At 70.2% G+C, this 12,897-nt stretch carries 10 protein-coding genes, 1 tRNA gene and 1 CRISPR repeat array (1 of these 12 only partly in view); all 11 genes read left to right on the forward strand.

Features of this window, described 5'->3' with window-relative positions; all coding sequences use genetic code 11:
- Positions 1 to 195 precede the first annotated feature (195 nt).
- The 11 genes from ACVMLK_RS10725 to cas2 all read left to right on the forward strand — a co-directional run bounded on the left by ACVMLK_RS10725 (position 196) and on the right by cas2 (position 11,775).
- Positions 196 to 1,434 (forward strand): LL-diaminopimelate aminotransferase, encoded by a 1,239-nt coding sequence (locus ACVMLK_RS10725; RefSeq protein WP_198367290.1) that lies wholly within the window; start codon positions 196 to 198, stop codon positions 1,432 to 1,434.
- Positions 1,431 to 2,729, forward strand: coding sequence for a homoserine dehydrogenase (locus ACVMLK_RS10730; protein WP_457486391.1), 1,299 nt, complete (start codon positions 1,431 to 1,433; stop codon positions 2,727 to 2,729). Before ACVMLK_RS10725 ends, ACVMLK_RS10730 begins: the two co-directional genes overlap by 4 nt.
- A 52-nt stretch (positions 2,730 to 2,781) precedes the next feature.
- Complete coding sequence (gene glpX / locus ACVMLK_RS10735; protein WP_198367288.1) at positions 2,782 to 3,762, forward strand: class II fructose-bisphosphatase; 981 nt, start codon at positions 2,782 to 2,784, stop codon at positions 3,760 to 3,762.
- Positions 3,755 to 5,551, forward strand: coding sequence for a single-stranded-DNA-specific exonuclease RecJ (gene recJ / locus ACVMLK_RS10740; protein ID WP_457486392.1), 1,797 nt, complete (start codon positions 3,755 to 3,757; stop codon positions 5,549 to 5,551). The genes glpX and recJ overlap by 8 nt, the downstream gene beginning before the upstream one ends.
- A gap of 104 nt (positions 5,552 to 5,655) precedes the next feature.
- Positions 5,656 to 5,731, forward strand: a tRNA-Glu gene (locus ACVMLK_RS10745).
- Between the two features lie 613 nt (positions 5,732 to 6,344).
- Entirely contained in the window at positions 6,345 to 7,022 is a 678-nt protein-coding gene (gene cas5c, locus ACVMLK_RS10750; RefSeq protein WP_457486393.1) for a type I-C CRISPR-associated protein Cas5c, read from the forward strand.
- On the forward strand, positions 7,019 to 8,854 hold the full coding sequence (gene cas8c / locus ACVMLK_RS10755) for a type I-C CRISPR-associated protein Cas8c/Csd1 (protein WP_457486394.1): 1,836 nt from the start codon (positions 7,019 to 7,021) through the stop codon (positions 8,852 to 8,854). The genes cas5c and cas8c overlap by 4 nt, the downstream gene beginning before the upstream one ends.
- The gene (gene cas7c / locus ACVMLK_RS10760; RefSeq protein WP_457486395.1) at positions 8,847 to 9,785 is read left to right on the forward strand and encodes a type I-C CRISPR-associated protein Cas7/Csd2; all 939 of its coding nucleotides are present in this window, start codon (positions 8,847 to 8,849) and stop codon (positions 9,783 to 9,785) included. Before cas8c ends, cas7c begins: the two co-directional genes overlap by 8 nt.
- Before the next feature lie 4 nt (positions 9,786 to 9,789).
- Entirely contained in the window at positions 9,790 to 10,431 is a 642-nt protein-coding gene (gene cas4, locus ACVMLK_RS10765) for a CRISPR-associated protein Cas4 (RefSeq protein WP_457486396.1), read from the forward strand.
- Positions 10,432 to 10,442: 11 nt separating this feature from the next.
- Complete coding sequence (gene cas1c, locus ACVMLK_RS10770) at positions 10,443 to 11,474, forward strand: type I-C CRISPR-associated endonuclease Cas1c (protein WP_457486397.1); 1,032 nt, start codon at positions 10,443 to 10,445, stop codon at positions 11,472 to 11,474.
- A gap of 10 nt (positions 11,475 to 11,484) precedes the next feature.
- Complete coding sequence (gene cas2, locus ACVMLK_RS10775) at positions 11,485 to 11,775, forward strand: CRISPR-associated endonuclease Cas2 (protein ID WP_198367281.1); 291 nt, start codon at positions 11,485 to 11,487, stop codon at positions 11,773 to 11,775.
- 229 nt (positions 11,776 to 12,004) lie between these two features.
- Positions 12,005 to 12,897: a CRISPR direct-repeat array (repeat unit 32 nt; unit sequence GTCGCTCCCCGTGCGGGAGCGTGGATCGAAAC) (it continues 1,114 nt past the right edge of the window).

Genomic DNA, 12,897 nt, shown 5'->3' on the forward strand with positions numbered 1-12,897 from the left:
ACCGCGGTGGCCGCCGCCTGGGCCGGCGTGCCCCGGCCCCGCCGCCGGCGGAGTTCCTCGCCCCGGCCCCGCCGGCGCCGGAACTGCTGGCGCCGGCGCCGCCCCGGCTGTAGCACGGCATCTCCGTCCCGCCATTCCGCGCCGCGGCCGGCCGCTCTATCCTGCCCCCTTCGCCACTCCGGACCCAAGAAGGCCATGACCGAGGAATTCCACCGCATCCGCCGCCTGCCGCCCTATGTCTTCGCCGAGGTCAACCAGGCGAAGGCCCAGGCCCGCGCCGCGGCCGAGGACATCGTGGATCTCGGCATGGGCAATCCGGACAGCCCGACGCCGCCACACATCGTGGCCAAGCTGGTCGAGGCGGTGCAGAACCCGAACACGCACGGCTATTCGGCCTCCAAGGGCATTCCCGGCCTGCGCCGCGCCCTGGCCAACTACTATGCCCGCCGCTTCGAGGTGACGCTGAACCCCGACACCGAGGTGGTGGCGACGCTGGGCTCGAAGGAGGGGCTGGCCAATCTCGCCGCCGCCATCTCCTCGCCGGGCGACACCATCCTGGTGCCCAACCCGTCCTACCCGATCCACCAGTTCGGCTTCATCATCGCCGGCGCCTCGGTGCGCTCGATCCCGCACACGCCGGACGAGGAGATGCTGCGCGCCCTTGACCGCGCGGTGCGCCACTCGGTGCCGAAGCCGACGGCGCTGATCATCAACTACCCGTCCAACCCGACCGGCCTGATGGCCGATCTCGACTTCTACCGCGAGATCGTCGCCTTCGCGAAGCAGCACGAGATCTACGTGCTCTCCGACCTCGCCTATGCCGAGCTGTACTACGGCGCGCGCGTGCCGCCCTCGATCCTGCAGGTGCCGGGCGCGCGGGACGTGGCGGTCGAGTTCACCTCGATGTCCAAGACCTACAACATGGCCGGATGGCGCATGGGCTTCGCCGCCGGCAATCCGAAGCTGATCGCGGCGCTGACACGGGTGAAGTCCTATCTGGACTACGGCGCCTTCACGCCGATCCAGGTCGCCTCCACGGCGGCGCTGAACGGGCCGCAGGACTGCATCGACGACATGCGCCGACTCTATCGCGAGCGCCGCGACGTGCTGGTGAAGGGATTGCGCCAGGCCGGCTGGGACGTGCCGGTGCCCGAGGCCGGCATGTTCGTCTGGGCCGAGATCCCCGAGCGCTTCCGCCATCTCGGTAGCGTCGAGTTCTCCAAGCTGCTGCTGGCCCGCGCCAAGGTGGCGGTGGCGCCGGGCCTGGGCTTCGGCGAACACGGCGACGGCCATGTGCGCATCGCCATGGTCGAGAACACGCAGCGCATCCGGCAGGCGCTGCGCGGCATCCGCACCTTCCTTCAGGCCGACAATGGCGGGCCGGCCGCCGAGCCCCTCGGCCTGACCTCCTCCGATCTGGTGAACAACGCATGACGCGCCCGCTTTCCGTTGCCGTCGCCGGCCTGGGCACGGTCGGCGCCGGGCTGCTGGCCCTGCTGCGGCAGAACGCCGAGCTCATCGCGGCCCGCGCCGGGCGGCCCATCGTCGTCACCGCCGTCTCGGCCCGGGACCGCGGCCGCGACCGTGGCGTCCCGCTCGAGGGGCTGCGCTGGTACGACGACCCGGTGGCCATGGCCGCCGAGGCGCCGGCCGATGTGGTGGTGGAGCTGATCGGCGGCAGCGCCGGCCCGGCCCGTGCCACGGTGGAGGCGGCGCTCGGCGCCCGCCGCCCGGTGGTGACGGCCAACAAGGCCCTGCTGGCGCTGCACGGCGTCGCGCTGGCCGCCCAGGCCGAGGCGGCGGGCGTGCCGCTGGCCTACGAGGCGGCGGTCGCCGGCGGCATCCCCGCCATCAAGGCCTTGCGCGAAGGGCTGGCGGCCAACCGCATCGATCGCGTCACCGGCATCCTGAACGGCACCTGCAACTACATCCTGACCTGCATGCAGGCCGAGCGGCAGGGGACGAGCCGCGAATTCGCTGACGTGCTCGCCGAGGCGCAGAAGCTCGGCTACGCCGAGGCCGATCCCTCCTTCGACGTGGACGGCATCGACGCGGCGCACAAGCTCGCCATCCTGGCGGCGCTCGCCTTCGGCCGGCCGGTCGCCTTCGAGGCGGTGCATGTCGAGGGCATCCGCGGCGTCTCCGCGCTCGACATCAGCCTGGCGCGGGAACTCGGTTACCGGATCAAGCTGCTCGGCATCGCCGAGCGGGCCGAGGGCGGCATCGCCACGCGCGTGCATCCCTGCATGGTGCCGGTCGACCATCCCATCGCCAAGGTCGACGGTGTGTTCAACGCCGTGGTGGCGGAGGGCGACTTCGTCGGCCGCGTCGTGCTGGAAGGACGCGGCGCCGGCGCGGGGCCCACGGCCAGCGCCGTGGCCGCCGACCTGATCGACATCGCGCGCGGGCGCCACACACCGGTCTGGGGCGCGAGCACGCTCTCCGCGGCGCCGGCGCAGCCGATGAGCGCGCATCGCGGCGCCTACTACCTGCGCCTGATGGTGCTCGACCGGCCCGGCGTCATCGCCGATGTCACGGGCGTGCTGCGCGATCATGGGGTGAGCCTCGAATCCATGATCCAGCGGGGCCGCGCGCCGGGCGAGGCCGTGCCGGTCGTGCTCACCACCCATGACTGCCAGGAATCGGCCATGCGCGCGGCCTTGCAGCGGATCGTCGCCCTGGAGGCGGTGCTGGAGCCGCCGGCGCTGATCCGCATCGAAACCTTCTGAACAGGCGTTGGGGCAGGCGAAGCCCCGGACAGGGTACAAACAGGAGCCCATCATGCGCGACAGCACACCCGTTGACCGCAACCTCGCCCTGGAACTGGTGCGCGTGACGGAGGCGGCGGCGCTGGCCGCCAGCCGCTGGATCGGGCGGGGCGACAAGAACGCCGCCGACGGCGCCGCCGTGGACGCCATGCGCAAGGCCTTCGACACCATCGCCATCAGCGGCACCGTCGTCATCGGCGAGGGCGAGATGGACGAGGCGCCGATGCTCTACATCGGCGAGAAGGTCGGCACCGGCGGCCCGAAGGTCGATATCGCCGTCGATCCGCTGGAAGGCACCAACATCTGCGCCACCGGCGGGCCGAACTCCATCGCCACCCTGGCCGTGGCCGAGGATGGCGGCTTCCTGCACGCGCCCGACATCTACATGGACAAGATCGCCGTCGGGCCCGGCCTGCCGGCCGGCATCGTCGACCTGGACGCGACGCCCGGCGAGAACCTGCGCGAGCTGGCCAAGGCCAAGCAGGTCGAGATCAACGACCTGGTCGTCTGCATCCTCGGCCGTGACCGGCACAAGGACATCATCCGCCAGTGCCGCGAGGCGGGCGCGCGCATCATGCTGATCCCCGATGGCGATGTCGCGGGCCTGATCGCCGTCTCCCAGGCGGACACGGGCGTCGACATGTATCTCGGTTCCGGCGGCGCGCCGGAGGGCGTGCTGGCGGCGGCGGCGCTGCGCTGCATCGGCGGCCAGATGCAGGGGCGGCTGCTCTACGAGGACGAGACGCAGATCGAGCGCGCCCGCGGCATGGGCCTGACCGATCCGCACCGGAAGCTGACCGCCGAGGACCTGGCGCATGGCGAGGTGATGTTCGCCGCGACCGGCGTGACCGGCGGACCGATGCTGCACGGCGTGCGGCGCAAGGGCGGGCGGGCCTACACCCATTCGATCGTCATGCGCAGCAAGACCGGCACCGTCCGCTACATCGAGGGCCACCACAACTTCTCCCTCAAGCCGAGCGCCTTCGTTGACTGACCTGCCGGCGGAGGTGGCGGCGCCCGGGCTGGTCCTCGGCGTGGCCCGCTCCGCCCTCGGGCGGCGCTGGCTGTGGCGGCAGGGGGACGCGCGGACCGGCCTGGCCATCGCCCAGCGCCTCGACCTGCCCGAGCTTGTCGGGCAGCTCATGGCGGCGCGCGGCATCGATCTCGAGGCGGCGCCGCTGTTCCTCGAGCCGACGCTGCGGGCCCTGCTGCCCGATCCTTCCGTGCTGCTCGACATGGACCGCGCCGCCGAACGCCTGGCGGCGGCGGTGCGGCGCGGCGAACCGGTCGCGGTCTTCGGCGATTACGACGTGGACGGCGCCTGCGCCGGCGCGCTGATGCTGCGCTTCCTGCGCGAGCTGGGCTGCCCGGTGCGGCATTACGTGCCGGACCGGCTGAAGGAGGGCTACGGCCCCAATCCCGCCGCCATCGCCGCCCTCTGCGCCGAGGGCGCCACGCTCGTCGTCTGCGTCGATTGCGGCATCGCCGCCCATGAGGCGCTGCGCGCGGCCGAGGGCCGGGCGGATGTCGTGGTGCTCGACCATCACAAGGCCGAAGGGCCGGTGCCGGCGGTGGTGGCGGCGGTCAATCCGAACCGCCTCGACTGCGGCTCGGGTCTGCGGCACCTCTGTGCCGCGGCGGTCGGTTTCATGGCAGCGGTGGCGACGCTGCGCGAACTGCGGCGCTCCGGCTTCTTCTCCGGCCGGCCGGAGCCCCGGCTGCTCGACCTGCTGGATCTCGTGGCGCTCGCCACCGTGTGCGACGTGATGCCGCTGACCGGCCTGAACCGCGCCTTCGTCACCCAGGGGCTGAAGGTGATGGCCCGCGGCGCCAGGCCCGGCATCGCCGCGCTGCTCGAGGTGGCGCAGGCACGGGACGCCCCTTCGGCCTATACGCTCGGCTTCCTGCTCGGGCCGCGCATCAACGCCTCCGGGCGGATCGGCGAGCCGGATCTCGGCCTGCGGCTGCTGGCCTGCGACGACCCGGTGGAGGCCCGTGCCATGGCCGAGCGCCTCGATGCCGTGAATCGCCGCCGCCAGGAGGTGGAGGGCGAGGTGCTCGCCGCCGCCTTCGCCGAGGCCGAGGCCCAGGTCGAGGCCGGGCATCCGGTGCTGCTGCTGGTGGGGGAGGGGTGGCATCCGGGCGTCGTCGGCATCGTCGCAGGCCGGGTGAAGGAGCGCTTCAACCGCCCGACCTGCGTCGCCGGCCTGGCCGATGGCCTGGCCAAGGGCTCCGGGCGCTCCGTGCCCGGGGTCGATCTGGGCGCGGCGGTGATCGCCGGGCGGCAATCCGGCCTGTTCGAGACCGGCGGCGGGCATGCCATGGCCGCCGGCTTCTCCTTCCGCCCCGGGCAGTGGGAGAGGGTGCACGCCTTCCTCAACGAGCGCCTCGCGCATGCCGCCGATCTGCCGGCTAGCGCCGACCTCCTGCTGGACGGTACCCTGCTGGTACCGGCTGCGACGGCGGCCCTGGCCGAGCAGATCGCGCGCCTCGGACCGTTCGGCGCCGGCCATGAGGAGCCGCTCTTCGTGCTGCCGCGCGTGCGCGTGGCGCGGGCCGACCGGGTGGGGAAGGAGGGCAACACCGTGCGGGCCTTCCTCGAGGGCGAGGGGGGTGGCCGCCTGAAGGCGGTGTGCTTCCGCGCCAAGGAGGGGCCACTGGCGGAACTTCTGCTGAACAGCCGGGGCGCGCCGCTGCATCTGTGCGGTGCTTTGCGCGCCGAGGCCTGGAATGGCGCGGTGACGGCCAGCCTGCATGTGCAGGATGGCGCTCCGGCGGCGTGAGGCCGTTGTTCTCATGAAAGAAAACAGTACCGATAGTCTGGACGCCCTGCCGGGCCTGGGCTAGTAACCGCCCGCCCGCGCTGCCATGGCCGCGCGTTGTTCGGGTCCCCATCGTCTAGAGGCCTAGGACACCAGCCTTTCACGTTGGTAACACGGGTTCGAATCCCGTTGGGGACGCCAGAGCGCGTTTAAATACAAGAGTTTAGGGGATGTTCAGCCCCTAGACCCCGCAGTTACCCCCACAATCGTTCACGAGTGGCTGGCGGATACCTGTCCGAGGCATCCGGGCGCAGGGGTTTGACTCCAGGCAGCTTGCTACCGCCTAGCCCCGAGAGGTGTTCCTGGTCCTCAGGTCTGCTCGCTGGGTTTCGACTCCGACGAAAACAGCCTTTCCCAGTTGGTCCGATCCTTCCAGCCCGTGACCATGTCGCTTTGCGCCAGGATCGGTCCGCCCTCATCGCACTTGTCGACGCGAACAGAAGGAACTGGGAGTCGACGGAGGTAGACAGGCGCCTCTGACCACCCTGTCCGAAGCGTCTGGCCGCGGCGGCAGACACCCCAACCTCTGGGCGCGCCTGAAGGAATGGCGCGCCGTTGCCACTCGCCACGAGAAGGATGTCCACCTTTCCTCGGCATTCTTTAACCTGGCAGCCACCCTCATGCTCGTCCGGCGAATGCCACGACCATTATGAAGCGGGCCCTGAGCATTTCCGGCTTCAGCTTATATCGATTCCATGATATTACCATTTATATAAAGCAACCGGTGGTGCTATGGCGCCGCGGTAGGAGGACAATGTCCTACGGCATTCGCTTGCACGTCTGGGGTCCCCGCGCCTGCTTTACCAGACCTGAGATGAAGGTCGAGCGCGTCTCCTACGACGTGATGACACCCTCCGCCGCGCGCGGCATCCTGGAAGCCATTCACTGGAAGCCTGCATTGCGCTGGGTGGTGGACCGCATCCACGTGCTGCGGCCCATCCGCTTCCAGTCCTTCCGCCGCAACGAGGTCAGCGCCAAGGCCAGCGCCGCGACGGCCGAGCGGGCCATGCGCGCCGGCACCACGCAAGGGCTGGGTCTGGTGGCGGAGGAGGTGCGGCAGCAGCGTGCCACAACCCTGCTGGTGGACGTGGCCTATGTGATCGAGGCGCATTTCGAGATGACGCCGCGCGCGGGGGCGGAAGACACGCCCGCCAAGCACGCCGCCATGTTCAACCGCCGTGCGGCCTCCGGGCAGTGCTTCCACCGCCCCTGCCTGGGCACCCGGGAATTCGCCGCCGACTTCGCCCTGATCCCGGAGGGCGCGCCCTTGCCGGAAAGCAAACTGCTGCCCGGCCAGCGCGACCAGGATCTCGGCTGGATGCTGTACGACATCGACCATGATGCCGGCGCCGCCTCCCGCTTCTTCCGGGCCAGGCTGGAGAATGGGGTGGTGGATGTGCGGGCCTGTCTGGCGCAGGGCAGCACGGCATGACGATCCTGCAGTCGCTGGACCGTTATTACGGGCGGATGGCGGCGCGGGGGGAGGCGGAGGCACCGGGTTTCTCGCGCGAGAAGATCGGCTTCGCCATCGTGCTGTCCCCAGCCGGGGAGCCGGTGGCTGTGCTCGACCTGCGGGTGGCATCGGGCAAGAAGCTTGTGCCGCGGCTGGAGGAAGTGCCGGCGGCGGTCAAGCGCACCGTGGGCATCCTACCCAACCTGCTATGGGACAAATCGGCCTATGCGCTCGGTCGCACGGCGGGCGAGGGCAAACGGACGGCCGCCGAGCACGCCGCCTTCCAGGCCTCGCACACGCAGTTGCTGGCCGGCACCGATGACGAGGGCCTCCTGGCGCTTCGGCGCTTCCTGGAGGACTGGAAGCCGGAGCGCTTCGATGCGCCGCCTTTTCTGCCGGACATGCTGGACGCCAATATCGTGTTCCGCCTGGATGGCGAGGCCGGCTTCATCCATCAGCGCGCGGCGGCGCGGGCTCTGGTGGAACAGCGGGCTGGCGGCGATGCGCCCATGATACTCTGCCTGGTGACCGGCCAGCCGGGCCCGGCACGGCGCCTGCACCCGGTCATCAAGGGTGTGGAGGGTGCGCAATCCTCCGGCGCCGCGCTGGTGTCCTTCAACCTTGATGCCTTCACCTCCTATGGCAAGGCGCAGGGCGACAACGCGCCGACCTCGGAGGCCGCCGCCTTCCGCTACGGCGCCGCGCTGAACCGGCTGCTGGATCGCGGCAGCGCCAACCGCCTGCGCCGCCCGCTGGGCGACGCCACCGTGGTGTTCTGGGCCGATGCGCGTGATGCCAGCCCGGCGGCGGAGGCGGCGGCGCGGGCGGCCGAGGACATCTTCGCCCTGCTGGGCGACCCGCCGGCCCCTGCCGCCGCTGGCGCCGAGGCCGGGCTGGACAAGGATGCCGCCGCCACCCGCCGCGTACAGGAGGTGCTGGCCGCGCTGGCGGAGGGCAGGCCGCTGCGGGAGATGGACCCGCGGCTGGATGAGGGTGTGCGCTTCCATGTGCTGGGCCTCTCGCCCAATGCCGCGCGGCTGTCGGTGCGCTTCTGGCTGAGCGATTCCTTCGGGGCCTTCGCGCGCTGCCTGGCGCGGCACTACCAGGACCTCGCGATCGAGCCTCTGCCCTGGCGCGCGCCGCCCTCCGTCAACTGGCTGCTGATGCGCACCACCGCGCTGCAGGGCAAGTTCGAGAACATCCCACCCCTGCTGGCGGGCGAGGTGACGCGCGCTGTTCTCTCCGGCGCCCCCTATCCACGCACCCTGCTCTCGGCCGCGATCCTGCGGATGCGGGCGGGGGACGATCCCGCCACCGGCTGGCACGCCGCCGCCATCCGCGCCGTTCTGGCCCGCGAGCATCGCCTCAGGCGCCGCCAAGAAGATCGAAAGGAGGACCCGCCCGTGAGCCTCGACCGCGAGGAACCGAATGCCGCCTACCAGCTGGGCCGCATGTTCGCCATGGCGGAGATCGCCCAGCGCATGGCGCTCGGCACGGTGAACGCGACCATCCGCGATCGCTATTTCGGCGCGGCCTCCGCCACGCCGGCCAGTGTCTTCCCGCTGCTGCTGCGCGGGATGCAGAACCATCTCTCCAAGCTGCGCAAGGACCGCAAGGGCGGCTTCGTGGAGCGCGAGATGGACCAGATCGCGGCCATGCTGCCACCCGCCCTGCCGCGCGCCCTGCGGCTGGAGGAGCAGGGCCGCTTCGTGATCGGCTACTACCACCAGCGGCAGGCAAGGGTCGCCGGCAAGGCGATCGTGCAGATCGCGGACGAGGAAGCACCCGAGGGGGATGACGCCAGTGAGTGAGACCGCCGCGCTGACGCGCCGCCACGATTTCGTGCTGTTCTTCGACGTCACCAATGGCAACCCGAACGGCGACCCGGATGCCGGCAACCTGCCGCGGCTGGACCCGGAGACCAATCACGGCCTCGTCTCCGACGTCGCCATCAAGCGCAAGATCCGCAACTACGTCGCGCTGGCGCGCCCGGAGGCACCGGGGCACGAGATCTACATGCGCGATGGCGCCACGCTGAATCTCGAGCACAAGCGCGCCTGGACGGCGGTGCTGCCGGAGGTGATGAAGGACGAGGACCGCAAGCGCCTGCCGAGGGACGCTGAAAAGTCCCGTGAGCTGACGCGCTGGATGTGCGCCAATTTCTGGGACATCCGGGCCTTCGGCGCGGTGATGACCACGGGCGTCAATGCCGGGCAGGTGCGCGGGCCGGTGCAGATCACCTTCGCGACCTCGGTTGAGCCGGTGCTGCCGCTGGAAGTCTCCATCACCCGCCTCGCCGCGACCACGGAAAAGGACGCGGAGGAGAAGGGCGGTCGCACCATGGGCCGCAAGCATATCGTGCCCTACGGTCTGTACCGTGCCCATGGCTTCGTCTCGGCGCCGCTGGCCAGTCACCCGGCCAAGGGCACCGGCTTCTCCGAGGCGGATCTGGAACTGCTCTTCGAGGCGCTGGGCAGCATGTTCGAGCACGACCGCTCCGCCGCCCGTGGCGAGATGGCAACCCGCAAGCTGGTGGTGTTCCGCCATGCCGGCGCGCTGGGCAATGCTCAGGCTCATACGCTGTTCGACCGCGTGACGGCGCGCCGGCACCACCAGGGAGAGACGCATCCGATCGGCGACCCCCGCACCGACAACTGGCCTGCCGCCCGTCGCTTCCAGGACTACGCCATCGCTGTGGATCGGGGCGGATTGCCGGATGGTGTCGAGGTGATCGAGCGCTGAGCCGATGCCGCCGGCGACCCCGGACACGGCGGCCGAGGACGAGCTGATCCCGCTTTCCGCTCTCCAGCACCATCTGTTCTGCCCGCGCCAGTCCGCCCTGATCCATGTGGAAGGACTCTGGGCGGAGGATGGCGCGACCGCCGAGGGGCGGCTGCTGCATGAGCGGGTGGATGCGGGCCGCCCGGAAACGCGGCCGGGGGTGCGGGTCGCGCGCGGCATCGCGCTGCGTTCCCTCACGCTCGGCGTTGCAGGCAAGGCGGATGCGGTGGAGTTTCGCGGCCGCCCACCGCAGCCCTTTCCCGTGGAGTACAAGCGCGGCAAGCCCAAGGCGCACCGGGCCGACGAGGTACAGCTCTGCGCCCAGGCGATCTGCCTGGAGGAGGCCTCCGGTGTGCCGGTGCCGCAAGGGGCGCTGTTCTACGGCACCACGCGCCGCCGCCTGCCCGTGCTGTTTGACGAGACGCTCCGCGCGCTGACGGTGCGAACCGCGGAGGAGGCGCGGGGCAACATCCTGGCCCGGCACACGCCGCCGCCAAGACTGTTCCCGGGCTGCCGCGCCTGCTCCCTGCACGACCTTTGCCAGCCGGAGCGGTTGCAGGCGCCACCTTCGGTCACGGGCTGGCTGGCCGAGCAGTTGCGGGGCTGATCATGCGGCGGATGCTCAACACCATCTACGTCACCAGCGAAGGTGCCTGGCTCCGCAAGGATGGCGCCAACCTCGTGGTGGAGGTGGAGGGGTCCGAGGTCGGCCGCGTGCCGTTGCACATGCTGGAAGGAGTGGTGGGGTTTGGCCGCCCCGGCTGTTCCCCAGCCCTGATGGCCGCCTGTGCCCAGGCGGGAATCGCCCTGTCCCTGTTGGAGCCGAACGGCCGCTTCCTGGCGCGGGTGGAGGGCGCGCGCAGCGGCAACGTGCTGCTGCGACGTATCCAGCACCGGGTGGCGGATGACGAGGCGCGGCATGGTCCGATCGTGCGCGGCGTCGTGGCCGGCAAGGCGGCGAACCAGCGCCAGGTTCTGCTGCGGGCCCTGCGCGACCACGGCGCGGCGATGGAGCCCGCGACTCGCTTGGCCCTCGAGGAGGTGGAACGGCGGATCGGCCATGCGGCGCGGCGAACGCTTACGGTCTCGGATGTGGCGGGGCTGCGCGGAATAGAAGGGGAGATCGCCGCCCTGTACTTCGGCGTCTTTGATAGCCTGATCCGCCGCCCGGACCCGGTATTGCGCTTTGGCGGACGATCCCGCCGCCCGCCGCTGGACCGGGTGAACGCGCTGCTGTCCTTTCTCTACGCCATGCTGGGCCATGACTGCCGCGCGGCGCTGGAGGCCCACGGGCTCGATCCGCAAGTCGGATTCCTCCACGCCGACCGTCCCGGTCGCGCCGGTCTCGCACTCGATCTGATGGAAGAGCTACGTCCCGTCCTGGCCGATCGTCTCGCCCTGAGCCTGCTCAACCGCGGACAGCTCGGTGCCGATGACTTCATCGTCGAGGAGGCCGGTGGCGTGCGACTGACCGACGAGGCCCGCCGCAGCGTGCTGGTGGCGTGGCAGGAACGCAAGCGGGACGAACTGCGCCATCCCTTCCTGGGCGAGGCCATGCCGCTTGGCTTGGTGGCCTATATACAGGCCCAGTTGCTGGCCCGGCACCTGCGTGGCGAACTGGACGGGTACCCACCCTTCATATGGCGATAAGGCAACGTCGATGCTGGTCCTGGTGACCTATGATGTTAATGTCGAAACAGCAGAGGGACGCCGCCGCCTGCGGCGCGTTGCTCGCGCCTGCCTGGACTGGGGCCAGCGCGTCCAGAACTCAGTCTTCGAATGCGAGGTGGACCCGGCGCAGTGGACGCAGTTGCGGGCGAGGCTGATTGAGGAAGTTGACCCTCTAACCGACAGCTTGCGTTTCTACCGACTGGGCGCAGACGGGCGGCGCAAGGTCGAACATGTGGGTGCCAAGCCTGCATTGGATCTGGACAAGCCGCTGGTGTTCTAACGACTGTCGACCGCCTCATCAGGTCCGGTCCTTTCTGTTATCGTCAGCACTGCGCGACCCTGAAGCACTCATCGCAACCGGGCAAGGTTCGCGCGTCAGCAATTGGCTATGATTTCAGGGACTTGGAGACTATGCCTCTGCACGGCCTCCACATACGGAGGCTGGTTCCAGAATGTTCGCGATCACAGCCTACTTCAGAGCGCTCCTTTCGTGAGTTAGACCATAAGGCGTCGCTCCCCGTGCGGGAGCGTGGATCGAAACGCGGCCGGCCAGCTCCGTCACACCGTGGCGCTGGTCGCTCCCCGTGCGGGAGCGTGGATCGAAACGAGGACAAGGCCCTCCGGGCGGCAGCGCTCGGCTGTCGCTCCCCGTGCGGGAGCGTGGATCGAAACACCTCCTTGTCCAGGGGGGAGTCGAAGGTGCTCGTCGCTCCCCGTGCGGGAGCGTGGATCGAAACGCGCGGTCGCCAGCCTGCCGGGCGAGAACCTGCAGTCGCTCCCCGTGCGGGAGCGTGGATCGAAACCGGGCCTCCGACAGCGGCTACCGGACGGAGGTGGTCGCTCCCCGTGCGGGAGCGTGGATCGAAACGACGTCTCGGCCGGGCTGCGCAAGCGCGCCGCGGTCGCTCCCCGTGCGGGAGCGTGGATCGAAACAGAACGGCTTTGCCGCTCCATCCGTGGAGGACGAGTCGCTCCCCGTGCGGGAGCGTGGATCGAAACCCGAACACCCCGACGAGCCAGGTCTACACGGAGAGTCGCTCCCCGTGCGGGAGCGTGGATCGAAACGAGCGCCAGGTGCGCGTGTCGTAATCGTCGTGCGAGTCGCTCCCCGTGCGGGAGCGTGGATCGAAACCGTTTGAAGGGGGCGTACTGATGGCCGATCCCGTCGTCGCTCCCCGTGCGGGAGCGTGGATCGAAACGCCTCACGGTGTTCTACCTGCCCTGGTTCTGGGAGGTCGCTCCCCGTGCGGGAGCGTGGATCGAAACCGCGGCGCGGCCGAGGCCGGCGACATCCACTACAGTCGCTCCCCGTGCGGGAGCGTGGATCGAAACGACGTCTCGACAGGGGGCGCGGCGACGCTGGTCGTCGCTCCCCGTGCGGGAGCGTGGATCGAAACCGCCT

The sequence above is a fragment of the Teichococcus aerofrigidensis genome (genome assembly GCF_054073225.1).